This is a genomic window from Pseudobacteroides cellulosolvens ATCC 35603 = DSM 2933 (assembly GCF_001262605.1).
In the GTDB taxonomy this organism is placed as follows: Bacteria; Bacillota; Clostridia; order Acetivibrionales; family DSM-2933; genus Pseudobacteroides; species Pseudobacteroides cellulosolvens.
Map to the genome: position 1 here is coordinate 4452058 of NZ_LGTC01000001.1, position 23525 is coordinate 4475582.

Below are 23525 nucleotides of genomic sequence, written 5' to 3' on the forward strand. Positions count from 1 at the left end.
TTACTATTTAAGTACCGCAACTTCAAGTTTTTTAGGGAAATAAAATAATTACAGAATTGCATAATATATCACAGTCTATTGCATAGGTTATAATTTCCTAAACATAAAAATACTAAACTATTTTATAAATGTAAATGTATAAAAATCTTGAATTATAATAATGAAACGAAATTTTAGAAAGGTTAAGATTAAATAATCTTAATATACTATTATTCTATCACCTAGTACACCTTATGTACAGTCCTATTTATTATAAATACCATCCTTTAAAGTTTTTTAAGTTCGATATTTATAGACAAAGGTATGCATAAATTCTGTTGGCAAATTACCGTTGAATGCTTTTACATGCTATGCTATATTATATATGAAAAGTTGTTAAGGCGTGGATAAAAAATTATTTTCAAGGAGGTACCAAACATGCCATTTTATGATTTAAAATGCAAAAAATGCGGTGAAGAGTTTAACATAATGGCAAAAATGAGCGATAGGGACAACAAATTGATTACCTGCCTAAAATGTGGCAGTAATGAACTTGAGACCCTATTTAGAAACATAAATATTATTCAATCAAGAAAAAATAGTTCCACTGAATGTCCAAATATTCATAAGTGCAACGGCTGCTGCGGTCATTAATAAATGGCATTTCATTTGGGGTTATCATGCCTTAGTTTATAAACTTAATAGTTTTCAAGCCTAAATTTTTATCAAATATTCTTTCTGCTTCTATTCCATTTATCTCAAATATAACTGCCTCTACAACTATATAAACTTGCCCAGCCTCTCTAAGGCATCCTACATGGGCTTCCTCTCCTTTTCCTATACTAATATGAAGGTGAATTGAGGGCTCATTGTCACTCTTGTATATAGTACCTACGCCCATTATTTCCCTTCCATCAGAAAAGCTTCTCCATATCTGCTCAGGCGGTAAAACAGGTTCTTTAGGCCCAGATACATATGAAGCACCCTTTAATGCACCCAACATAATGAATGCAGCAGTCTTAATCTCTTCTTCTTCAGCTACCTTTTTAATGGACTCTATAAGTTCATCCCCATCTTCAACTTTTACAACAAATATCCTTCCCATTGTTCCTTCCCTGTACTGCAAACCTTTTCCTCCCTATTTCAAATAAAAATTTTACTTAGCCATAACAAACAGTATTCAGCATGTTTTATTTAAACAGCTTTTGCTCCCTATTTTGGAATATCAACAAATCAACCATTCTTCCATAGCTTTCGGTACCGTCTTTTTGCCTATTCACCTTTAAATAGGCATCATTAGCAGCATTTGAAACCTTATTTACTACGCCTTCAAAGCTCTTCCAGTATGTATTTCTTGCTTTTAAATCCCTGTTAACCTCCTGGCTGAACTTTTCTCTTAAAGTGTTAAAACGTTCTCTATCCTTTTCAAATAAAGCATCCATAGCATAGTTCAGTGCAGCAACGGCCCCTGAATACTTAAACTCCACATTCGGATTTTCCTGACTTGCCAGGAAGCCGACAAAATTTGCTTCATCTTCTCTGGCAAAACCACGCTGATGAGCCATCTCATGACATATCACAAAAGGAATAGATGAATCAGGCATATCCATATTGATATTTGCCTCTCCTGTGAAAGGACAATACATTCCACCCAAGCCCTGCATTGACATAACTTTTGAAAACAACATACCCTTTGGCTTTCCAAAGTCTCCTTTTAATTCAGGATATGTTTTTGCTAAAATTTCATACCCTTTATATGCAGTATTTAAAGCATTGCCTTTACCTTTTTCCAAAACCATAATTCCATTTTGATTTTCTTTTACCTTGAGCCTTAACTCATTAGTTTTGATTATAAGATTGTCACAAACTTCCACAAGCTCATCAATATTAACACTACTTGTATCATATGAAGCTATTTTCGAAAATGGATACCTGTTATAATTTAATGCCCAGCCGGCAATAAATATTATATATACAATTGAAATAATTACAAATACCTTTTTAAAAAATTTTATTGTAATCTGTTTTCTATTTCCTTTTTGTTTGACAAGCCTATAAAACAACATTCCAATATTGTATATAATATATAATATAAGCCCTATCTCCAAAAGCTCCATAATTGAAAAGGGAAATATTCCCGTTATAGTACTGATAAACTGGACAAATTTTTTACCTAATAGATTGGAATAGTATTTTTCAATTAATTGGGGGGTGTAAGCTGTCCCATAAAACAACGCCGCCCCTAAAGGGATAAGCATTATAATAATAAATCTTTTCAATAAACCTTTCCTCTTAATTTTTAAATCCATATTATCCCTCTATTCTTTTTAATAGTTTTACACCTATTGTAGAAACAAGATAATATAACAAAGCAATAAATGTACCGAATATCAAAATTGATGCTATAAAGGTCTGTAAAAGATTTAATCCAGTAACAAAAATTAATGCTATAAAGGCTCCTGCAAATATTATGCCGGCTAACATATTAAAAAGAACATTAAAATTCTGTTTTACTGCTTTTTGTTCATTATCCCAGTTCAATTTAGGATTAATTAAATCAAAGACTATTCCGGTAAACGAGCTGAATATTATTCCTATCAATCCAACTACAAACATAAGTGTCACTGTATAAATGCTAAGTTTTATCATATAACACATGAAAATTAGTGTTATACTTACGCCAAAAACACCTACTGCCACTCCGGACATAACCTTCATAAGGATTTGCTTATCATACCCTAAAGGTATGTACTTATTGAAGTACATGTTCTGCCCTTCCCTTGATATCGCGGTAGATGTAACACTGTTGCTTGAAGACAAAAACACAGAAAATGCAAAACCGATTGCTAAAATAAGGCCATTATCTCCGTTTTGCCTTATAATGCTTCCTAACTGCTCAAGGCTCATACCATTATTCGAATTTGAAAAACTCGATATTAATATTATTACAGGCCATATAAAATTACCAAGTATACAGTTTATAAAGTATGGCGGGGTTCTTAATATAATTCTTATCTCTTTTAAAAAGTAAGTAAAAGCAACAGGTCTCTTTTCTGTAGCACGCTTAAGCTCCATATTGCTCATTGCTCTTCTTTTTGAACCGGTTTCAGATATTCCCATGACTCCTTTAAAATACAATATCTGACTTAAGTATAAGAACACTATAAGTATTATTGCAGTTAAACCCAGGAATAACAGCATGTTTATAATTCCTGCAACATCAACGCTCCTTATTAGGGACATAGCAGCATATTTTGCACTTGGAAAAAAAGATGTAACTGTACTAACGTTTCTTTCCAGTTGTGCCAATGTGGATTCAAGTCTTCCCTGGTCAAGGTTTCCATCAACAAACCTTCTTACCCCAAACTGAACCCCAACACCTATACCAATTGCTATTATGCTGGCAAAATACCTAAATCTGTCTTTATTTTTTATAAGTCCGGTAAACCTCATTAAAGGCATTATTATAAGCGAAGAAATAACCAAAGGTATAACCGGAAGGGTTAAAAATATTACAGCAGCATATAAATAATACAGAATCCCGCCTCCGCTTTTAACTCCATATACCAATAATACAGGAGCCAGTACGACAATTTCAGTCAAATACTCGTAAATTGTTACAACAATAAACTTTGCACCTATTATTTCAAAAGGTCTTAACGGTAATGGCAGCAGGCTTTCTATATCCTTTGTAAAGTAATATGTGTTTAGAATATAGAAAATTCCAAAAAAGAACACCACAAAACTGGTAAGTGCAAGAATTATTGCCGGAATAAGTGTCTCAATTTTCATGTTCTTTAAAACATCATATGAAATTGAGGTAAAAAAGCCCAACTGTGCTATCATGGGCAAAAATGCCACCCCGAGAATGATCCATAAAATCCATTTTCGTTTACTTTCGGATGCATTTCCGCTGCCCTTCAAAAGTATTCTTGCTAGTAAAATAGTATTAGTTTTCATTTCCAGTCATCTCCAAGAACATTTTTTCCAACGATTCTTCCCCTTTAAAATGTATCTTCAACTCTTCAAGGGTACCGCAAAAAAGAATTTTACCATTGTTTATAACAGCAACCCGGTCACACAATTTTTCTGCAACCTCAAGGACATGAGTTGAGAAAAATACAGTTTTGCCTTTATTTGCATGCTCCCGCATCATTTCCTTTAATACAAACGAAGATTTAGGATCAAGACCTGTCATTGGTTCATCCAATATCCATACAGACGGATTATGAACTAAAACACCCATTATAACAATTTTCTGTCTCATACCATGGGAGTAGCTTTGAATAGGATCTGTAAGAGCATTAACCATTTCAAACCTCTTGCTTAACTCCTCAATCCGTGTATTCCTCTCGGCTGCAGATACATTATAGATATCTGCCATAAAATTTAAATACTCAATTCCCTTCAATCTCAAAAATATATTAGGGTCATCAGGAACAAAACCAAACTGTCTTTTGGCTTCTATAGGGCTTCTATTGATATCAACGTCATTTATCTTTATAGCCCCGCTGTCACAGCCTATTATGCCTGTTATCATTTTTATTGTCGTAGTTTTTCCAGCTCCATTAGGCCCAAGAAAGCCAAATATTTCTCCTTTTTTGACCACCAAATTGAGATTGTCAACTGCCTTCAATTTTCCATTGTACGTTTTATTAACATTGCTAAGTTCAATCATTTTTTACAGTCCTTCCGATTTTAAATTAAAAGCTGCTTCATCTAGAAGCAGCCTGTTATCCTTATTTTATGGATTTTGTAACCTTTAATCTTGCCATAGCTCTTGCTAAAGCTGTCCTTGATCTAATATATTCCATTTGGGATAACTGTCTTTGGAGCCTTTCCTCTGCCCTGTCTTTTGCAGCTTTTGCCCTGTTAACATCTATCTCATTGGGCCATTCTGCAGTATCACAAAGTATAACTGTCTTTTCCTTTGTAATCTCCATAAAACCTTCACTTAAGAAAGCCTCCAGCCACTCTCCGTTCTGTAGAATCCTAATAGGACCTATAGCTATAGCAACAACCGTAGGAGCATGGTCCTTTAAAACTCCCATCTCTCCTTCAGGCGTCTTTAGTACTACCATTTCCACCTCGCCGGAAAAGAATTTTCTATCCGGTGTAGCAATTTCAAGCTTAAACATGGATGCCATAATCACACCCCCTACATATTCTTGGCTTCTTCATATACTTCATCAATAGTTCCTTTCATATAGAAGCATGATTCCGGAATATCATCCATTTTACCGTCAATTATTTCCTTAAATCCTCTTATTGTTTCTTTTACAGGAACATACTTTCCTTTATAGCCTGTGAATGTTTCAGCAACAGAGAATGGCTGAGACAGGAATCTCTTTATTTTTCTTGCTCTGTAAACCGTCAATTTATCTTCCTCTGAAAGCTCATCCATACCGAGGATTGCTATAATATCCTGAAGTTCCTTGAGCCTTTGAAGTATCTCCTGAACCTTTAACGCTACCGAATAATGCTCTTCTCCCAATATTCTCGGATCAAGAATTCTTGATGTGGAGTCAAGCGGGTCAACAGCAGGATATATACCTTCTTCAACTATCTGTCTGGATAAAACCGTAGTTGCATCAAGATGGGCAAACGTAGTTGCAGGAGCAGGGTCGGTAAGGTCATCGGCAGGTACATAAACAGCCTGTATGGATGTTATTGAACCCTTCTTTGTCGATGTTATTCTTTCCTGCAATTCACCAACGTCTGTTGCAAGAGTAGGCTGATAACCAACGGCTGACGGAACTCTTCCCAGCAAAGCCGAAACTTCTGAACCAGCCTGAATAAATCTGAATATATTATCTATGAATAACAAAACGTCCTGACCCAATTCATCTCTGAAATATTCCGCCATTGTAAGTCCCGTAAGACCAACTCTCATTCTTGCTCCAGGCGGCTCATTCATTTGACCGAAAACCATGGCTGTTTTCTGTAGAACCCCTGATTCCTTCATTTCTACCCAGAGGTCATTCCCTTCCCTAGTTCTTTCTCCAACACCGGTAAATACTGAGAATCCACCATGCTCATTTGCTATGTTTGTTATTAGTTCCTGAATTAAAACCGTTTTTCCAACCCCTGCACCACCAAAGAGTCCTATTTTACCACCTTTTGCATATGGTGCTAAAAGGTCAATAACCTTGATTCCTGTTTCAAGAATCTCAGTTGACGGCTTAAGGTTTTCAAGACTTGGTGCCGGTCTATGAATAGGATACTGTATGTTGGATTTTACATCCCCGGCTTCATCAACAGTCTCCCCAAGTACATTAAATACCCTGCCCAAAACTTCCTTACCGACAGGAACCTTGATGGGTGCTCCAGTATCTACAGCATCCAGCCCTCTTACAAGCCCGTCTGTTGATGACATGGCAACACATCTTACAGTATCATTTCCAAGATGCTGCATAACCTCTACAACAACGGCGGCATTTCCGCTCCTCTCGATATTTATAGCATTGTATATTTTGGGCAGCTTGCCGCTTTCAAACCTGATATCTATAACAGGGCCGATTATTTGCATTATCTTTCCAACATTTAGAGCCATAATCTTCTCACTCCGTTCAAAAGTAATATATATTGTAATTCCTCAATCATTTCTTAGATATTTCTTGTATTGTTGAGGAAATAACTTCCCCTAACTTCGCTTCCGTGTTCACTTAACTCGTGAACACACGCTCAGTATGGGAAGTAATCCTTCAATCATTACTTAGCTTAAAGCTGCAGCTCCCCCCACTATTTCTGATATCTCCTGGGTAATCGCTGCTTGCCTTGCTCTATTATAGTTGAGATTCAAAATCTTGAGCATTTCATCTGCATTGGTAGTTGCATTATCCATTGCCGACATTCTGGCATTCTGTTCGCTTGTAAAAGCCTCAACCAATGCACCGTATATGATGCCCTTGACATATTTGGGAATAAGCACATCAAAGACAGCTTGAGGAGACGGTTCATAAGCAAGACTTTCATCAATCTTAACCTCTGCAGCATTTACATCTTCTCTCAGATCTTCTATAGTTAAAGGCAGTAACTGCATCAATACAGGTTCAAGGGTTATGGAAGTCACCATCTTTGTGTAAATAAGGAATACTTCATCCACTTCTCCGCTTTTAAACAATCCTAATATTTTTTCAGCAACATCCCTGGCTCTATATATTGTTGGATTTTGTACAGGATAATCAAATTCCATATCCACATTGTATTTCTTCCTTACAAAATGACCTCTTCCCATATGACCTGCAACTAAAAGGAGTGAATCAGGGTGTTTCTTTAACTCACCTTCTGAAAGCTTGATAATATTGTGGTTATACCCTCCGGCAAGTCCCTTATCTCCTGTAATTATTACATAACACTTTTTCTTGCCCTCTTTTTCATTTCTTAGGTCAAAAAATATATTATCTAAATTTCCGCTGTGCATTAATATGTCGCCAATAGTAGCCCTAACCTTATCAAAGAAAGGCTTTGTCTGGTCAAGCTGCTGTCTGGCTTTTTTTAATTTGGCAGCGGAAATAAGCTTCATTGCCTTTGTAATTTGCCTTGTTTCCTTTATACTTTTAATTCTTGATTTAATTTCTCTCATATTTGCCATAACAGCACCACCTTACCTCTTGAAGTCCTTTTTAAACTCATCTATAGCCTTTTTAAGACTCTCTTCCGTTTCGGCTTTCAATTCACCTGTTTCAGCTATGGCCTTCGCAACCTGAGGATATTTTTCATCCATATATTTAATAAGCTCTGAGTTAAACTTCCTGACATCCTTTACGTCAATGTCCATCAAATACTTGTTGGATGCCACATAAAGTATTATTACCTGATGCTCAACAGGTATAGGCGAATATTGCGGCTGTTTTAATGTTTCCATTAGTCTTTCACCCTGCATCAGCTTTTCTCTGGTGGCTTTATCAAGATCAGAACCGAATTGGGCAAAAACAGCCAATTCTCTGTACTGTGCAAGGTTAATTCTGAGTGGTCCTGCAACCTTCTTCATGGCTTTAATCTGAGCAGCTCCACCAACCCTGGATACCGAAATACCAACGTTCAAAGCCGGCCTTTGCCCTGAATAGAAAAGCTCCGATTCAAGGAATATCTGACCGTCAGTAATAGATATAACATTAGTAGGAATATACGCAGAAACGTCCCCTGCCTGTGTTTCTATTATTGGAAGTGCAGTAATTGAACCGCCTCCTAATTCATCGCTGAGTTTTGCAGCTCTTTCAAGAAGCCTTGAGTGCAGATAAAATACATCCCCAGGGTAAGCTTCTCTTCCCGGCGGTCTTCTAAGAAGCAGCGACATTGCTCTGTATGCAACAGCATGCTTTGAAAGATCATCATATATTATAAGAACATCTCTATGATCATTGTACATAAACTCCTCTGCCATTGCACATCCGGCATAAGGTGCTATATACTGAACTGTAGCCATTTCGCTTGCAGTAGATGATACTACAATGGTATATTCCATAGCACCGAATTCTTCAAGGGTATTAATAATACCTGCTATGGTTGAAGCTTTCTGTCCGATTGCTACATATACACAAATAACATCTTTACCCTTTTGGTTAATTATTGTGTCTATTGCAATGGCAGTTTTACCAGTCTGTCTGTCACCTATGATAAGCTCTCTTTGGCCCCTTCCTATAGGAATCATAGCATCAATTGCCATATAACCTGTTTGAAGAGGAGTATTAACAGATTTTCTATGCACAACACCTGGTGCCAAATATTCCAGCGGTCTAAACTTTGTAGTCTTTATCTCGCCTTTTCCATCTAATGGAATACCTAGCGGGTTAACAACTCTTCCAATGAGCTCTTTACCAACAGGCACCTGAACCGTCGTACCTGTACGTTTTACACTTGTGCCTTCCTTAATCCCTTCTGCATCCCCTAAAAGAACGCATCCGACATTATCCTCCTCAAGGTTAAGAGCCATTCCGCGTATGCCATTTTCAAACTCAAGAAGCTCACCATACATACAGCCTTCCAAACCATAGATTCTGGCTATTCCGTCACCTGATTGCAAAACATAACCAACATCATCAGTCTTTGTTTTTACCCCATAATTTTCTATTTGCTGTTTTATTATCGAAGTAATCTCTTCAGGTCTCAAATTCATCTTTTTCACCTCGTTAAAAAATATATATCATAGAAACTTTCTCTTCGCTAAGGCATGAATGAAATATTACTTACCGTTTTGAGCGTGTGTTCACGAGTTAAGTTAACACGTAAGCGAAATTATACGGTAAGTTATATTTAGGGCATGCCTAATCTGTTAAATGCGGGATTAATGATTTTAACCTAAAAGTTCTTTAATGCTTTCAAGCCTGCCTTTAACAGAGCCATCAATTACTTTATCTCCTATTTTTACCTTTACTCCTCCGATAAGACTTTGATCTATTTCTACACTTGCCTTAACGCTTGTGGCACTGTACAACTTACCATATTTTTCCTTAATCTTTGTTATCTGCAATTCATCCAACTCAGCAGCAGATATAATAGTCATATTAAGTGTATTTCGTTTAATATCTGCCAGCTTTATAAACTCATCATTTATTCCAGGCAAGTGTTTAATCCTGTCCTTATCTAAAAGCAACAGTAAAAAATTCAAAATCTCCGGCCTTAAGTCTTTTGAAAAAATACTCTTTAAAGTTTCCTTTTTAGTGTCAATCTTCACCTCAGGATTATTAAGAAACAACCTGAAGTCCTGTTGGTCTTTATATATACCTATTATTTCCACCAGTTCATGCTGAAATTCATCAATTGCATTGGCGTTATCAGCAATCTCAACTAATGCCTCTGCATACCTTTTATCAATTAAGGGCATTATGCTGCACCTGCCTCATCAATAAATTTTTCTGCCAATACCCTGTTCTTTTCATTGTCCATGTTTGCTTCAACCACCTTAGAAGCAACAACAAGTGCCAGACCTGTAACCTGACTTCTTACTTCTTTTATCATCTGAGCCCTTTCACGTTCAATCTCTTCTCTACCCCTTGCAAGAATTGCCTCAGCGTCTTTTCTTGCACTATTTAATATTTCCTCATATTCCTTATTTGCTTTAGCTCTTGCATCATTAATGATCTGATCTGCTTGGTTTTTAGATGCTCTTAGCTCTTCTTCATACTTCTGTTTGAGTCCATTGGCTTCCTGCTTGGTTCTTTCAGCATTATCCAACGAATCCTTTATCATATTTGTTCTATTTTCCATGTATTGAGTAACTGGCTTAAATAAAAACTTCCTCAGGAAAAAATACAAAACTAACAAATTGATAAATACTAAAATGAATCTAAATTTTTCAAAATAAATTAACATATCTTGATTCATCCTTTCATAATGAACATTATATCAAAACAATCTATAGTATCAGTTCTTCCTTAATCATGAAGAACCTATTGACTCAATCAATTTTGTGTGGGAGTCTCCTCCCACACAATCAAACGGTAAAAACTTGTATTATCCTATTTTTGTGAAAAGCAGTATGGCAATCAATAGTCCATATATGGCTGTTGCTTCTGCCAAAGCCAAACCTGTTAGAGTTATGGACATAATTTTACCAGATGCCTCAGGCTGTCTTGAAACAGCTTCTGCAGCTTTAGATGTAGCAATTCCTATACCTACACCTGCTCCCAAACCAGTCATAACAGCAAGACCTGCCGCAATTGCAATTAAACCTGAACCTTCCATTGTTTCACCTCCTTACTCAATAGCTTCTCCAACATAAAGTAAAGTCAAGAACACAAATATATATGCTTGAAGACCACCATCAAACAAATCAAAATATATGCTGAATACGCCAGGTAACAAAAATGGCTCAGCAAAATAAATCAATTCCATAATAGTAAAAGCTGCTAGAATATTACCAAATAGACGAAGAGTCAGCGACAAAGGCCTTACAAAATACTCCATTATTTTAAATGGAAGCATTATTGGAAGTGGCTCCAAAAAGCTTTTCAGCCAGGCTTTAGGTCCTTTATATTTTATTCCGGCAAACAAAACCAAAACTATAGACATAACAGCCAAAGCACCTGCTACGTTGAGATCCTTTGTTGGTGGTGCTATTTCAGGCAAATGCTCTAGAAAACTTAAGCCTGTAAATTCAGCAATACCCTTACCGGTAGGAATTATGTTAAATATGGATATAATATTTGCGAATAATAAGAAAAGAAGAAGAGTGCCAAAGTAAGGTGCAAATGGCCTCCAATGATGCCCGAGACTGCCCTTTGTAAAGTTATTCACAAACTCTACTATAGTTTCGGCGACATTCTGTTTCCCAGTAGGAACCATACGCAGTTTTCTGGTAAATATAATCGAAACGATGATTAGAAAAGCCATTACTATCCACATTACTATAATGGAATCGGAAATAGGAATGTGAAATCCAAAAACGTTGATATCATACCCTCTAAACTGCATTTTATGCATTAATTCTTCACTATTCATCTGCATCACCTTCTTGAAAAATTGTACTACTTTATTAATTGAATAATCTATTATAACTTTTATTGCACCTATCTATTATCGTACTTATCTTGTATTTACTTTAATAATATTTACTTGGAAAAATTAAATTTATAACAATTATTTTATAAAATCATTCTTTTTTATACCTGCTCCTCCAACCAAACTTAAAAAAAACGCCGTAAAAGGCACCAGAAGAACCCCCTCTGTAACACCTATAAGCAAAGATATATTAATTAATATGGATATTATCAATAATAATGCTGTCCCGCCAAATAGCAGCAAAAATATGACAATGGACTTGACTATCACGGCTCCATTGTAAGAAGGTAAAAAGAACTTAGATAATAAGATAGCCCACATGCCAAATTTAATTATTCCAAAAGTACTACCGGCCAATAGGCCTAAAAAAACAAGAATCTTATCATTCAATAATATAAAATCCAGCACTGCTATCAAAATAAACAAAATAGCAGATCTTTTAATTATATATTTCTCATACTTTGTCTTGAGCAATTTCTTATCCTTATTTGATTTAAAACACTTTTAAAATTTATTTAAAGTTTACTTATAATAGTTCCGATAAACACATTGATAAATGTTAATTTTCAATTTATCTAATCTATTCAACTAGTTCCTGTTATAGGCAAACGATAGCTTCTGTTAATAATATCACAATTAATTATTGAAATCAATAAGAATTAATTCAGAATTAATATAGAATTTATTGGAATAAAATTCAATCGCCAACATCGGAAACATATGAAACAGGAGTGGATTTTTTATGGACATAGGAGCAATTATAGCTCTAGCAATAGGCTTTGCAAGTGTACTTTTAGGTTACGTTATGGAAGGCGGAACAGTAGGTGCCCTTCTACAAAAAACCTCTGCAATTATAGTTATAGGGGGAACAATAGGTGCAACAGCACTTACATTCCCATTGTCCGAGCTTAAAAAGCTTTTTTACGGCTTCAAATTAATAATTATAGAACATAATTATAACGAGGTAGATGTTATACTCGAAATAGCCGAGCTATCAGAAAAAGCCAGAAAGAATGGATTACTCAGTTTAGAACAGTACGCACAGGGAAGTGATGGCAAAAGTGTAAACAGCCTTCTCAAAAAAGGCCTGGCATTAGTTGTAGATGGAGTTGAAGGAGATGTAATAAAAGACATACTAAAAAGAGAAAGTGATCTTAAGTTTCGGATTTACGAGTCAAATATTAAGATTTTAGAAGCTGCAGGAGGCTTTTCTCCAACAATGGGTGTTCTTGGAACAGTCATGGGAATGGTTTTTATTCTGGGTAATATGGGCAGCGATACAAAAGAACTTGCTCATAGTATTGCAGTAGCTTTTATAGCAACGATGTATGGTGTAGGCCTGGCCAATCTGGTATATTTACCCTTAGCCGGAAGGGTGAGATCAAAGGCAGAAAGAGAAGTTTCTGTTAATGAGCTGATAATTGAAGGACTTTTATCCATACAAGCTGGCGAAAACCCAAGGATTATAAAAGAAAAGTTAAACCTCCAGCTCTTAGAGCAGCTTAATAAGGGAAAATTTTGAGATCATTGAGGTGATAAAAATTGGCAGGCAAAATTAAACTAGTTAAAGATACCACTGATCGCTGGCTGCTTACTTATTCAGACCTCATGAATCTATTGCTAATATTCTTCATAATACTATATTCCATGAGCCAGGTTGATGCCGAAAAGTTCAACAAATTGGCTGCATCCTTAAGGGAGGAATTTGGCAGCAGTCAAATAGGAACTTACATAGGTAATACCGGTACTTCAAATTCAATTATTGACCTAAACGAAGGAAGCTCATCTACTGTGATACCTGATAATCTTGAACAGAGGCAGATGGAAGAGGTTAAGGAAAGAGTGGAAGCATTAATTAAGGAAAAGGGCTTTAAAGATCAGGTAAGAGTTTCAGTTAAGGAACGTGGAGTGGAAATTTCCATGCAGGAAAACCTTCTTTTTAAAAGCGGCAGTGCAGCATATGAACCTTCTGCCAAAGCTACCCTGACTGAAATCGGTAAAATAATCAAATCCCTTTCTGGAAATCAAATAAGGGTGGAAGGTCATACAGATAACGATCCTATTAATACTGAATTGTTTCCGTCAAATTGGGAATTATCCTCTGTACGTGCAACAAACGTAGTTAGAACTTTAATAGATATTGCGGGTCTAAATCCACTAAAAATATCAGCGATAGGATATGGAGAGTTCAGACCTAAAGCTCCAAATACTACCGCTGACAATAAAAGAAAAAATAGACGAGTTGATATTATAATTGTAAAAAGCTCATTTAATATAGGTGAAGCAGGCATTATGTAATGATTAGGAAGTAATATTTCAATCATGCCTTAGTCATGTTTAAAATATAACTTCCCGTATAATTTCGCTTTCGTGTTAACTTAACTCGTGAACACACGCTCAAAACGGGAAGTAATATTTCAATCATGCCTTACCATAAACTCATCCGGCTTAGAAGCAATGTACCCAAACTCGTACAGCAAAGCTTTCGTGATTCTTTCCGAAGCCATACCATCTCCATAAGGGTTAACTGCTTTTGCCATTTTATTATATTCATTTTTATCCTCTAAAAGTTCGGAAGCTAATTTAATAATGGTAGCTTCATCAGTACCGGCTATCTTAACCGTTCCAGCTTTAACAGCCTCAGGACGCTCAGTCTCATTTCGGAGTACCAAAACAGGTTTTCCTAAAGACGGAGCCTCTTCCTGTAATCCCCCGGAATCCGTCAGCACCATGTATGACAACCCCATTAGATTATGCATATCGGAAACTCCAATTGGTGAAATTAGATGAACATTAGGACGATCGCCCAATATGGATTTTGCCGTTTCCTGCACAGCAGGATTCAAATGGACAGGATAAACTACTTCTACATCACTATATTTCTGTGAAATAACCCTAAGAGCTTTGCAGATATTAGTCAATGGTTCTCCAAGATTTTCTCTTCTATGTGCTGTAACTGTTAAAACTCGTTTATTGTTAAAGCTAACTTTTCTCAAATCTTCATTTTCAAAAACATAATTCTCTTTAACAGTAGTTTTTAATGCATCTATCACAGTATTTCCGGTTATGTAAATTTTTTCTTCTCCTACACCTTCATTTAAAAGATTTGTTTTATTAACTCCGGTAGGAGAGAAATGATATTCCGCCAGTGCACCTGTCAGTTTTCTGTTTATTTCTTCAGGATATGGTGAGTATTTGTCGAAAGTTCGCAGTCCTGCTTCAACATGGCCTACGGAAATCTTGTTGTAAAACGCTGCAAGGCTTGCTACAAAAGTAGTTGTTGTATCACCGTGCACTAAAACAATATCCGGACTGACTTTTGCAAATACATCACATAAACCGTCTAAAGCTCTTATTGTTATATCTTTCAATGTTTGTCTGTCCTGCATTATATTCAAATCGTAGTCGGGAGTTATACCGAACATTTCAAGAACCTGATCGAGCATCTGCCTGTGCTGTGCCGTAACACATACTATTGATTGTATTTCATCATGTTTTTCCAACTCTTTTACTAAAGGTGCCATCTTTATTGCCTCAGGCCTTGTTCCAAAAACAGTTACAACCTTTAATTTCTTCATTTCCAGCTCCTTCGCAGATATAAAAATGTTAATTTTAAAGTGTTTTATCTGTGCTTATTTTGTTTTCTGCCGCATCAATATTTGCACTTTCTTCATCAGAGCCAGTATCCATTTCTGTCATAAACCTGGCACCGCCTATTATGAAAATTGATAACGCTGCTACAAGAATTATAGCACTAATAACACCTCTGCCTGCCAATACAATAGCACACAATCCTAGTGCCCCGCTGGCAGTATATATTGCAACAACGGATTGCCTCTGATTCAATCCCATATCCATAAGCTTGTGATGGATATGGCCTCTATCTGCTGCCATGATGGATTTACCTCCAGCCAACCTTCTTACAATTGCTGTTATGGTATCAAATAAAGGCAGTCCCAAAACTAACAGAGGAATAGCAATTGCAATTGCCGTATATGATTTTATCGTCCCTTGTATGGAAATTACGCCTAGAGTAAATCCGAGAAAATAAGCTCCCGTATCCCCCATAAATATCTTAGCTGGATTAAAATTGAAAGGAAGAAAGCCTAATGTCGAGCCTGCCAATATAGCTGTTATTATTGCTACATCCCATCTTGATGTAATTATTGATACAAAGAACAGCGATAGGGATGCAATAGAAGAAACCCCCACAGCCAAACCATCCAAACCATCAATAAGGTTAATAGCATTTGTTATGCCTATAATCCACATTATAGTCAGTGGGTAAGATATGTATGGACTTAAACTGTATCCATACAAAAGATTTATTTTTGTTCCTGTAATAACCACAATTATTGCAGCTATCAATTGAAAGAAAAACTTTATCTTCGGCCCCAACTGCTTAATGTCATCTATAATACCAATAACTACTATTATTAATATTCCGCCAATCATTCCCAACATCTGAGTGCTTAATTCAAAAGCATCTCCGCTGGTTATTGCATCGTTTATTATATTAAACAATAATGTAACAAAAAATCCTGCAATAATTGCCAGCCCGCCCAATCTGGGAATAGGCTTTTTATGCACCCTTCTCGCATCATTTGGTATATCAACTGCCCCAAATTTCACCGCAGCTTTTCTTGCAATAGGGGTTGCACACAGAGCCACAATAAATGCCAATATAAAGGATACTACATATTCATATGTTAAACCCATGAATAACACCTTCTTTTGTAAAATATACTTAGGAATGTCTCAAATAGTAATATTTTAGTCATTCCTTACACTCTGACTACCCTTATACCGGCTTCCTTTAAAAGTTCCATAGATAGATCATCGGGATAATCCCCTCTGAATACTATTTTCTTTATTCCTGCATTGATAGCCATTTTTGCACATAAAACACATGGTTGAATTGTCACATACAAAGTACCGCCGCAAACACTAACCCCAGAGTTCGCCGCCTGTACAATTGCATTTTGCTCGGCATGAATAGCCCTGCATAACTCGTGCCTCTGCCCTGAAGGAATATTAAGCTGTTCCCTCAGGCAACCAATGTCTGAGCAATGTTTGCAGCCTGTAGGTGCTCCGTTATATCCTGTTGCCAGTATCCTTTTATCCTTTACAATTAATGCACCAACCTGTCTCCTAATGCATGTTGATCTGCTCTTAATCAGATCGACTATGTCCATAAAATACTCATCCCACGATGGCCTCATACCGACCTCCATAACCACATTAAAATTGCTAATAAATAACTCAAATTTATATTTTCTTTTTTATTATATCGGAAAAAACAAAATACAATTTCATGTTATTTTGTTCCAAAAATCCTGTCTCCAGCATCTCCCAATCCTGGTATAATATATCCGTGATCATTCAATGATTCGTCTATTGCAGCACAATATATCTCAACATCAGGATGCTCCTTGTTGATCTTTTCAATACCAGGTTTTGAAGCAATTAGACACATCAATTTTATATTGTTCACATTTCTTTCTTTTATATAAGCGATTGCCCTGGAAGCAGATCCTCCTGTGGCAATCATAGGATCCATGATTACAATATCTCTCTCCTCAATATCGCAAGGCATTTTGCAATAATATTCAACCGGCTCCAAAGTCCCAGGATCTCTATATAAACCTATATGCCCTACCTTTGCCATTGGAAGCAGTTGGAGCATACCATCTGCCATTCCCAGACCAGCTCTTAAAACTGGTACTATACCCAATTTCTTGCCGGAAATTACCTTTGTACGTGCAATTCCGACAGGAGTTTCAATCTCAACTTCCTTTAAAGGCATGTTTCTTGTAACCTCATAGCTCATAAGCATGGAAACTTCCTGTACAAGTTCTCTGAACTCCTTTGTATCAGTATTTATATCTCTTAATAAAGAAATTTTGTGCTGAATTAGTGGATGATCAAGAAGATGAACATTTTTCATTTGTTATAATCCTTTCCTAAAAGAAATTTTATATTTTTATTTATTTCTATACTTTTCTTCAATTTGTGCAATTTTATCCAGTCTTAATTGATGCCTTCCTCCGGCAAATTCAGTATCCAACCAGGTTTCCACTATATCAAGAGCTGCTCCTATTCCCACTACCCTTTCTCCGAGTGCAAGAATATTTGCATTATTATGCTCTCTGGACATTCTGGCCATATATGTATCAGTGCAAAGAGCAGCCCTGATACCTTTTACTTTATTGGCTGCAATGGATATACCTATGCCTGTACCGCATATAACTATACCTTTATCGCACTCTCCTTCACTTACAGCTTCAGTAACTGCCTGTCCAAAGTCAGGGTAATCTACCGACTCAGTGCTGTAAGTCCCGAAATCCTTTACCTCATAGCCTTTTTCTTTAAGAAACTTTATTATTTCGGTTTTTAAATTAAAACCGCCGTGATCACTGCCAATACCAATCAATTTTTTCACCCTTTTTCATTTTATATTATTGATAAGTTTATGTCAAAATAAATAGATAAATATCAGATTAATTTCTTTTAAAAGTAATTTTACATTCATGCCTTAAGAACTATCATTAAAGCTCTTATCTCAGAAGCTATCTCTTCTGCACACTTTTCATAAACTTCCATAGAACCTCCAAAGGGATCCCTTACATCCAAGCTTCCAGTATCTTTAGTACCTTTTGAGTTTTTTCTCACAAATTCCTTTATTGTAAAAGTCTTATCCCTTGCTCCAGGAAAATTGTAAACTACCATATCTCTATGCCCAACTGTCAGAGTTAAAATCAAATCTGCCTTATTAACCAAGTCACTGTTTATTTGTTTTGACCTGTGTCCGCTTATATCTATCCCGAATCTTTCCTTCAAAACCTTTATAGAATTGGCACTTGCCGTATCACCGTCGTATGCATTTACACCTGCTGACTCTACAATGAACTTATCACCGATCTCCGGATTTTTTGTAAGCTCACTCTTAAATATGCCTTCTGCCATACTGCTTCTGCAAGTATTGCCTGTACATACAAACAAAATATGTTTCACTTAATCACCTACTTTAATAATATTGTATCCTGCTGCCTTCTTCATCCTGTTCATAACTGCAAGTCCAACTCCAGTATCTTCTATTGCTTCTGCAAGGATGACTCTCACCCCTTTATCATCAAGATGCCTGAGTTCTCTGAACAGACTGGAAGCTATTGTATCCGGCATTTTCCTATCACCTAATGACATGACTGTTCCTACAGTATACAGACCCTTTGTTTGTTCAGTAGCAAGTATCCCTACCGGTATACCATCTCTTTTATAGCTCTCAGCAAGCTCCCTAATCTTTTCTACACAAGCCTCAACTTTTCCTTCTATTATTATTACATCAGCTTTTGGTGAATAATGAGTATATTTCATTCCAGGTGCTCTAGGTTTAATGTCCTCCAGATGATCCGAAAGAATTGCCTTGTCTATATCGATTTTCCCAACTGCTTCTTCCAGCTGCTCTTTAGTAATTCCTCCCGGTCTTAAAATCATTGGAGGGTTAACCGTTACATCTAAAACAGTTGATTCGAGACCTACTTGGGAACTGCCCCCATCAATAATCAATTCCACCTTTCCCATAAGGTCTTCAATAACATGCTTTGCCTCCGTAGGACTTGGTTTTCCAGAAATATTAGCACTTGGAGCTGCAACAGGAACCTGTGATTCCTCAATAATTTTAAGTGCAATAGGATGTGACGGCATCCTGATTGCTACAGTACTAAGACCTGCAGTTATAATTTCCGGAACACGGCTTGATTTTTCCATAATCAAGGTTAAAGGTCCCGGCCAAAATTTTTCCATCAATTTAAATGCCAACTCCGGTATATTCTTGACAAGTCTTTTAACCATTTCAACATTACAGACATGGACAATCAGCGGATTGTCCGACGGTCTTCCTTTTGCAACGAAAATTTCGGATACTGCTTTTTCATCTAATGCATTTGCCCCCAGTCCATAAACAGTTTCAGTGGGAAAAGCAACAAGACCACCCGATTTTAATATGTCAGCTGCAATACCAATATTTTTAATATCAATACTGTTTTTATCTATAGTCTTTATAATAGTTTTCAACTCACTGCTCCTTTTTATTAAAATTAATTAATTTTTATTGCAGGCAGCAATAATGTATTTTTTTGAAATGCCCTTAATCAATAGTCACAATTATACCGCATATAAGGCCAATCATGTTTCCTATAACCGGGAACCTGCCTCTATACAGGTTTTTTGACTGGGGAATCAGCTCACCTAAAACTATATAAATCATGCATCCCCCGGCAAACCCCAAACACGCCCCTATCAGCTCCTGAGATATGCCGCCTAAAAATGCTCCCAAGAAGGCTCCAATGCCCATAGGCACTCCAGTTAATGCAGTATAGAAAAATGCTTTAAACCTGCTTAACCCTCCTAACCTCATGGGTAGTGCCATTGCTATTCCTTCAGGAATATCATGAATTGCTATAACAAGGGTTATAGTCAATCCAAGTTCTACAGAAGCACCAAATCCCGAACCAACGGCTATTCCTTCCGGAAAATTATGCAGTGCCAATCCTATTGCTGTGAGTATACCTGTTCTAAGTAAACTTGAGTTCTTATAGCTCTTCTTTATGTAATCTGTACTATTTATATATTCTTCTACTGCAATTATGGTTAAAATACCTGCAATAACACCTGCAAATGTCAGATACACACCACTAAAGCCGAAAGCCTCAGGTAAAAGCTCAAAGCATACAACCGCCATCATAAGTCCTGATGAAAATTCGATGATAAAGCCTAAAGTCCGGTTTGATATATCCTTAATAAAAAAAGCCATTAAACCTCCGGCACCTGTTCCTGCAATCCCCGAGATAAGGCCTATTAATGAAACTTTTAATAACAAATCCATAAACTCACTCCAATATTTAAGAATTAATATTTGATCAACTTACAATCCGCATATTAATTCTTATTCAACAAGTGAGCTTAAAATAATAAAATCTTAATATTAATCCTCATCATCCATAGCTCCGCTTCCGAGCTTTTCAGACTGATCTGTGGTAATGAGTGCATCTATAACCTCATCAAGGTCTCCATCAACAATACTATCAAGTTTGTATAATGTAAGTCCTATTCTATGATCTGTAATTCTTCCCTGAGGATAATTGTATGTCCTGATCCTCTCACTCCTGTCACCGGTTCCAACCTGGCTTTTCCTTGCCTGGGCAACCTCTGAGTTTTTTTGCTCCTCTGCAATCTCAAACAGCTTGGATCTCAAGACCTTCATGGCCTTGTCCTTGTTTTTATGCTGTGAACGCTCATCCTGACAGGTAACTACCAACCCGGTAGGAATATGGGTAATTCTAATAGCTGATTCAGTTTTGTTAATATGCTGTCCACCGGCACCCCCAGCTCTATAAGTATCAATCTGCAGATCTGCTGGATTTATATCAACTTCAACATCATCAACTTCCGGCAGTACAGCTACTGTGATTGTAGATGTATGTATCCTTCCGCTTGCTTCAGTTGTAGGAACTCGTTGCACCCTGTGAACACCGCTTTCGAATTTCAGACGGCTGTATGCACCTTTTGCTTCTATGGAAAACACAACTTCCTTAAATCCTCCAAGCTCTGTCGGATTAGAATCAAGGATTTCCACCTTCCATCTTTTCCTCTCTGCATACCTTGTATACATTCTGAAAAGCACCTGTGCAAACAATGCTGCCTCTTCTCCGCCTGCTCCTCCTCTTATTTCCACAATAACACTTCTGTCATCATTTGGGTCCTTGGGAATAAGCAGAATTTTAAGCTCCTTTTTTATAACCTCAAGTTTTTCCTCTGCCTCTTTGAATTCAGCCTGAACCATCTCCCTGAAGTCAGCATCAAGCTTGTCTTGGAGAAGTTCTCTTGCATCTTGTATATCCTTGCTCACCTTTTTATACTCTCTATATTTCTCAACAATCTCCAATAAATCGGAATGTTCTTTCATGTACTTTTTATATTCCTCCTGATTTCCTATAACAGAAGGATCACTGAGCTTATGATTTATTTCTTCAAATCTGTCCTCAGCTGCTTGAAGTTTGTCAAACATTTTGCACCTCAACAATCAAAAATTTCAATCCACGGTGAATTATTATAACATAATTTCTAAATATTATCCACAGATTTTCTATATGTTTTGCAATTAGAGAAATTGTTGTGAAGATTGCACCATAATTCCCCCAGACATGCACAAAGGCAAGGTCCACATCCTTGCCTAAGAGATAATCAAATATAGTATAGTTTTAGGCATGTTGAAAATATAACTTCCCGTATAATTTCGCTTTCTAAGTTAACTTAACTCGTGAACACACGCTCAAAACGGGAAGTAATATTTCAATCATGCCTTAAGTACATTTATTTAACAATTTCAATATAGCCATTGGCAGTCTCAGCAGTTATATAAACCTTATGCTCTGCATCATTAAAGTTTACACTCTCCGCCTCAACAGTAGCTCCTCCAAGGCCTTGTTTTCCCAAATTATTATAAATTATCTGCGGTATCAAGAGATTAATTCCGCCGTTGGAAGTCTGTGCCTTAACCTTATAGCCATTATTATTCATGTCGTTCATATTGATTTTGATCCATGCATTTGATGTTTTGAATTGCAAATCAATTTCCTTAACATCATCGGGATTCTTTATATTCTCAGCCAACAGCCTTCCATTAGTGGATACTGCTTTAATTTTTTCTGCCTTTATATGTTTTATATCAAGAGTAGCATTGGTGGTATCAATTTCAAGTTCTTTTGCTATAAGATAACTTGCCTGAATCCTTGCATTCTTGGTACTCAGCCTAATTTTATCACTATTTACTCCCATTATTTCGATATGTGCATTTTTGGTGTTGCATTGGAAATCTTCCGAAATAGTATCTTCAACATAGATTTTTCCATTAGTTGTGGAAAGTTTTATAGATTTAAACTTTATTGCAGGAATATATATTTCATGTGTTACACTGACATTTAATGCCTTATTTATTTTAATGGAAAATTTGTTTTCATCCTGGGTTAAACCTAGAATTTCATCTGCATTGTTTTGAGGGCTTCTTACTTTTGATTTTACAATTATTTTATTATCATCATGCTTTTTTACTATAATGCTGCCGTTTGCACCCTCAATATCAATATCCATACCCTCTGCTGCAATCCATTCAAAGGATCTGTCTTCTACCTTATAGCTTCCGAATACGTTAAACGCGTTGGTGTCAATAAAACTTCCAACAAAATCTACCATTTTATCAATCACACCATAGGTTGTAACAGCCAAATTCTTCCCAAGTTTTTCAGCTTTATCAACAAAATCCTCAACAGTTTTATCAAATTCATTTGATTTATGGACTTTAATATTTTTCTTAAGGTCTTTTTTCCACTCCTGCATCTTTTCTTTAACTTTTTCAACCTCAAACTGAAAATTAACCTGTTTCTGCTGCTTGAATGTACCTTCTTCACGTGCATTGCCAGAGCTTGTGCCTTCCAAAGCTTCCAAAAGCTTGGCTGCTTCCTCACTGGATATTTTTCCTTCTTCCAGCATTTTTAGTATGAGTAATTTCTCTTCATTATTTGGCATAGTTTTAATCCCTCCTGATCAAGGTGTCTTTAATACAATTAAATCACTTTAATCTCAATTATTCTTTCAACATATTTACTGCTTCCTCGGCAGAAATTTCACCTTTGTTCAACTTGTCGAGTATATCCTTCTTTCTATTGGAGATAGACGGATCCTGTTCCTGCTGATGTCCTAATGCATTAGCCACATCCTCAAGACGGTTTTTAACAGTTGGGTATGAGACCCCCAGTTCTTTTTCCACTTCTTTTATATTACCCCTACATTTTATAAAAACATCAATAAATGATTTTTGTTCAGCAGTTAGCTTGCAAAATTTGCATAATTGAAAGCTTCCTTCTATATTGGTGCCGCATTCATCGCAACCAATTCTCTTTACTATGGTGTCATTTCCACATACAGGGCATTTACCAAGTACTTCCCTCGTCATATAATCACCTCTTAATTTTTTTAACAACCATGAT

The 23525-nt window shown here is 36.5% G+C and carries 27 protein-coding genes; 3 read left to right on the forward strand and 24 right to left on the reverse strand.

What is annotated here, in order from left to right:
- The first annotated feature begins 417 nt into the window (after nt 1-417).
- Nucleotides 418-633, forward strand: a complete 216-nt coding sequence (locus Bccel_RS18180) for an FmdB family zinc ribbon protein (RefSeq protein ID WP_036936861.1) — start codon at nt 418-420, stop codon at nt 631-633.
- Nucleotides 634-664: 31 nt separating this feature from the next.
- Here the strand turns inward: Bccel_RS18180 and Bccel_RS18185 are convergent, their stop codons facing one another.
- The 13 genes from Bccel_RS18185 to Bccel_RS18245 form a co-directional block, all read right to left on the reverse strand.
- Nucleotides 665-1105: a PPC domain-containing DNA-binding protein gene (locus Bccel_RS18185; protein WP_036936858.1), complete on the reverse strand. Its 441-nt coding sequence runs from the start codon at nt 1103-1105 to the stop codon at nt 665-667.
- 64 nt (nt 1106-1169) lie between these two features.
- Nucleotides 1170-2288 carry a DUF3810 domain-containing protein gene (locus Bccel_RS18190; protein ID WP_050753614.1) on the reverse strand — a complete coding sequence of 373 codons (1119 nt, stop codon included), beginning with the start codon at nt 2286-2288 and terminating at the stop codon, nt 1170-1172.
- A gap of 1 nt (nt 2289) precedes the next feature.
- Nucleotides 2290-3939, reverse strand: coding sequence for a putative ABC transporter permease subunit (locus tag Bccel_RS18195; protein WP_036936856.1), 1650 nt, complete (start codon nt 3937-3939; stop codon nt 2290-2292).
- A complete protein-coding gene (locus tag Bccel_RS18200) occupies nt 3929-4657 on the reverse strand; it encodes an ABC transporter ATP-binding protein (protein ID WP_036936854.1) in 729 nt (242 codons plus the stop codon). The genes Bccel_RS18195 and Bccel_RS18200 overlap by 11 nt, the downstream gene beginning before the upstream one ends.
- A gap of 61 nt (nt 4658-4718) precedes the next feature.
- Nucleotides 4719-5126 carry a F0F1 ATP synthase subunit epsilon gene (locus Bccel_RS18205; protein WP_036936850.1) on the reverse strand — a complete coding sequence of 136 codons (408 nt, stop codon included), beginning with the start codon at nt 5124-5126 and terminating at the stop codon, nt 4719-4721.
- 11 nt (nt 5127-5137) lie between these two features.
- Nucleotides 5138-6532, reverse strand: a complete 1395-nt coding sequence (gene atpD / locus Bccel_RS18210; protein ID WP_036936847.1) for a F0F1 ATP synthase subunit beta — start codon at nt 6530-6532, stop codon at nt 5138-5140.
- A gap of 162 nt (nt 6533-6694) precedes the next feature.
- Nucleotides 6695-7573: an ATP synthase F1 subunit gamma gene (gene atpG, locus Bccel_RS18215; protein WP_036936844.1), complete on the reverse strand. Its 879-nt coding sequence runs from the start codon at nt 7571-7573 to the stop codon at nt 6695-6697.
- A 12-nt stretch (nt 7574-7585) separates the two neighbouring features.
- Nucleotides 7586-9097, reverse strand: a complete 1512-nt coding sequence (gene atpA, locus Bccel_RS18220; protein ID WP_036936841.1) for a F0F1 ATP synthase subunit alpha — start codon at nt 9095-9097, stop codon at nt 7586-7588.
- 177 nt (nt 9098-9274) lie between these two features.
- Nucleotides 9275-9805, reverse strand: coding sequence for a F0F1 ATP synthase subunit delta (locus Bccel_RS18225; RefSeq protein ID WP_036936837.1), 531 nt, complete (start codon nt 9803-9805; stop codon nt 9275-9277).
- Nucleotides 9805-10305, reverse strand: a complete 501-nt coding sequence (gene atpF / locus Bccel_RS18230) for a F0F1 ATP synthase subunit B (protein ID WP_338053610.1) — start codon at nt 10303-10305, stop codon at nt 9805-9807. Before atpF ends, Bccel_RS18225 begins: the two co-directional genes overlap by 1 nt.
- A gap of 129 nt (nt 10306-10434) precedes the next feature.
- Complete coding sequence (gene atpE, locus Bccel_RS18235; protein ID WP_036936831.1) at nt 10435-10665, reverse strand: ATP synthase F0 subunit C; 231 nt, start codon at nt 10663-10665, stop codon at nt 10435-10437.
- A 12-nt stretch (nt 10666-10677) separates the two neighbouring features.
- On the reverse strand, nt 10678-11421 hold the full coding sequence (locus Bccel_RS18240; RefSeq protein WP_322786994.1) for a F0F1 ATP synthase subunit A: 744 nt from the start codon (nt 11419-11421) through the stop codon (nt 10678-10680).
- 138 nt (nt 11422-11559) lie between these two features.
- Nucleotides 11560-11955 carry a hypothetical protein gene (locus Bccel_RS18245; protein ID WP_036936825.1) on the reverse strand — a complete coding sequence of 132 codons (396 nt, stop codon included), beginning with the start codon at nt 11953-11955 and terminating at the stop codon, nt 11560-11562.
- Between the two features lie 268 nt (nt 11956-12223).
- Here Bccel_RS18245 and Bccel_RS18250 point away from each other — a divergent pair, with 268 nt between their 5' ends.
- Together Bccel_RS18250 and Bccel_RS18255 are read left to right on the forward strand one after the other, a co-directional pair.
- Entirely contained in the window at nt 12224-13003 is a 780-nt protein-coding gene (locus Bccel_RS18250; protein ID WP_036936822.1) for a motility protein A, read from the forward strand.
- A 20-nt stretch (nt 13004-13023) separates the two neighbouring features.
- Nucleotides 13024-13779: an OmpA family protein gene (locus Bccel_RS18255; RefSeq protein ID WP_050753615.1), complete on the forward strand. Its 756-nt coding sequence runs from the start codon at nt 13024-13026 to the stop codon at nt 13777-13779.
- A 119-nt stretch (nt 13780-13898) separates the two neighbouring features.
- On the opposite strand, the gene wecB is transcribed toward Bccel_RS18255, so the two are convergent.
- From wecB to Bccel_RS18310, 11 genes are all read right to left on the reverse strand, one after another.
- Nucleotides 13899-15059 carry a non-hydrolyzing UDP-N-acetylglucosamine 2-epimerase gene (gene wecB / locus Bccel_RS18260; RefSeq protein ID WP_036936819.1) on the reverse strand — a complete coding sequence of 387 codons (1161 nt, stop codon included), beginning with the start codon at nt 15057-15059 and terminating at the stop codon, nt 13899-13901.
- 34 nt (nt 15060-15093) lie between these two features.
- Nucleotides 15094-16200: an MraY family glycosyltransferase gene (locus tag Bccel_RS18265; RefSeq protein ID WP_036936816.1), complete on the reverse strand. Its 1107-nt coding sequence runs from the start codon at nt 16198-16200 to the stop codon at nt 15094-15096.
- A gap of 65 nt (nt 16201-16265) precedes the next feature.
- Entirely contained in the window at nt 16266-16703 is a 438-nt protein-coding gene (locus tag Bccel_RS18270; RefSeq protein ID WP_036936813.1) for a deoxycytidylate deaminase, read from the reverse strand.
- Nucleotides 16704-16798: 95 nt separating this feature from the next.
- Nucleotides 16799-17428 (reverse strand): uracil phosphoribosyltransferase, encoded by a 630-nt coding sequence (upp, locus tag Bccel_RS18275; protein WP_036936810.1) that lies wholly within the window; start codon nt 17426-17428, stop codon nt 16799-16801.
- Between the two features lie 36 nt (nt 17429-17464).
- On the reverse strand, nt 17465-17914 hold the full coding sequence (rpiB, locus tag Bccel_RS18280; RefSeq protein ID WP_036936807.1) for a ribose 5-phosphate isomerase B: 450 nt from the start codon (nt 17912-17914) through the stop codon (nt 17465-17467).
- Between the two features lie 95 nt (nt 17915-18009).
- Nucleotides 18010-18495: a low molecular weight protein arginine phosphatase gene (locus tag Bccel_RS18285; RefSeq protein ID WP_036936804.1), complete on the reverse strand. Its 486-nt coding sequence runs from the start codon at nt 18493-18495 to the stop codon at nt 18010-18012.
- The gene (locus Bccel_RS18290; RefSeq protein ID WP_036936801.1) at nt 18496-19554 is read right to left on the reverse strand and encodes an L-threonylcarbamoyladenylate synthase; all 1059 of its coding nucleotides are present in this window, start codon (nt 19552-19554) and stop codon (nt 18496-18498) included.
- Between the two features lie 73 nt (nt 19555-19627).
- On the reverse strand, nt 19628-20365 hold the full coding sequence (locus Bccel_RS18295; protein WP_036936798.1) for a ZIP family metal transporter: 738 nt from the start codon (nt 20363-20365) through the stop codon (nt 19628-19630).
- 99 nt (nt 20366-20464) lie between these two features.
- A complete protein-coding gene (gene prfA, locus Bccel_RS18300) occupies nt 20465-21547 on the reverse strand; it encodes a peptide chain release factor 1 (protein WP_036936795.1) in 1083 nt (360 codons plus the stop codon).
- Nucleotides 21548-21852: 305 nt separating this feature from the next.
- Complete coding sequence (locus Bccel_RS18305) at nt 21853-23064, reverse strand: DUF4097 family beta strand repeat-containing protein (protein ID WP_036936792.1); 1212 nt, start codon at nt 23062-23064, stop codon at nt 21853-21855.
- A 58-nt stretch (nt 23065-23122) separates the two neighbouring features.
- Nucleotides 23123-23491 (reverse strand): DUF2089 domain-containing protein, encoded by a 369-nt coding sequence (locus Bccel_RS18310; protein WP_036936789.1) that lies wholly within the window; start codon nt 23489-23491, stop codon nt 23123-23125.
- Between the last annotated feature and the right edge of the window lie 34 nt (nt 23492-23525).

Excerpts from the sequence above, each read along its gene's own strand:
- atpA (WP_036936841.1), bottom strand. The coding sequence starts at position 9,097 with ATGAATTTGAGACCTGAAGAGATTACTTCGATAATAAAACAGCAAATA.
- Bccel_RS18205 (WP_036936850.1), bottom strand. The coding sequence starts at position 5,126 with ATGGCATCCATGTTTAAGCTTGAAATTGCTACACCGGATAGAAAATTC.
- atpE (WP_036936831.1), bottom strand. The coding sequence starts at position 10,665 with ATGGAAGGTTCAGGTTTAATTGCAATTGCGGCAGGTCTTGCTGTTATG.
- Bccel_RS18270 (WP_036936813.1), bottom strand. The coding sequence starts at position 16,703 with ATGAGGCCATCGTGGGATGAGTATTTTATGGACATAGTCGATCTGATT.
- Bccel_RS18310 (WP_036936789.1), bottom strand. The coding sequence starts at position 23,491 with ATGACGAGGGAAGTACTTGGTAAATGCCCTGTATGTGGAAATGACACC.
- upp (WP_036936810.1), bottom strand. The coding sequence starts at position 17,428 with ATGAAAAATGTTCATCTTCTTGATCATCCACTAATTCAGCACAAAATT.
- atpG (WP_036936844.1), bottom strand. The coding sequence starts at position 7,573 with ATGGCAAATATGAGAGAAATTAAATCAAGAATTAAAAGTATAAAGGAA.
- wecB (WP_036936819.1), bottom strand. The coding sequence starts at position 15,059 with ATGAAGAAATTAAAGGTTGTAACTGTTTTTGGAACAAGGCCTGAGGCA.
- Bccel_RS18265 (WP_036936816.1), bottom strand. The coding sequence starts at position 16,200 with ATGGGTTTAACATATGAATATGTAGTATCCTTTATATTGGCATTTATT.
- Bccel_RS18250 (WP_036936822.1), top strand. The coding sequence starts at position 12,224 with ATGGACATAGGAGCAATTATAGCTCTAGCAATAGGCTTTGCAAGTGTA.
- Bccel_RS18305 (WP_036936792.1), bottom strand. The coding sequence starts at position 23,064 with ATGCCAAATAATGAAGAGAAATTACTCATACTAAAAATGCTGGAAGAA.
- Bccel_RS18225 (WP_036936837.1), bottom strand. The coding sequence starts at position 9,805 with ATGCCCTTAATTGATAAAAGGTATGCAGAGGCATTAGTTGAGATTGCT.
- Bccel_RS18295 (WP_036936798.1), bottom strand. The coding sequence starts at position 20,365 with ATGGATTTGTTATTAAAAGTTTCATTAATAGGCCTTATCTCGGGGATT.
- Bccel_RS18195 (WP_036936856.1), bottom strand. The coding sequence starts at position 3,939 with ATGAAAACTAATACTATTTTACTAGCAAGAATACTTTTGAAGGGCAGC.
- Bccel_RS18200 (WP_036936854.1), bottom strand. The coding sequence starts at position 4,657 with ATGATTGAACTTAGCAATGTTAATAAAACGTACAATGGAAAATTGAAG.
- atpF (WP_338053610.1), bottom strand. The coding sequence starts at position 10,305 with ATGAATCAAGATATGTTAATTTATTTTGAAAAATTTAGATTCATTTTA.
- atpD (WP_036936847.1), bottom strand. The coding sequence starts at position 6,532 with ATGGCTCTAAATGTTGGAAAGATAATGCAAATAATCGGCCCTGTTATA.
- Bccel_RS18240 (WP_322786994.1), bottom strand. The coding sequence starts at position 11,421 with ATGAATAGTGAAGAATTAATGCATAAAATGCAGTTTAGAGGGTATGAT.
- prfA (WP_036936795.1), bottom strand. The coding sequence starts at position 21,547 with ATGTTTGACAAACTTCAAGCAGCTGAGGACAGATTTGAAGAAATAAAT.
- Bccel_RS18180 (WP_036936861.1), top strand. The coding sequence starts at position 418 with ATGCCATTTTATGATTTAAAATGCAAAAAATGCGGTGAAGAGTTTAAC.
- Bccel_RS18190 (WP_050753614.1), bottom strand. The coding sequence starts at position 2,288 with ATGGATTTAAAAATTAAGAGGAAAGGTTTATTGAAAAGATTTATTATT.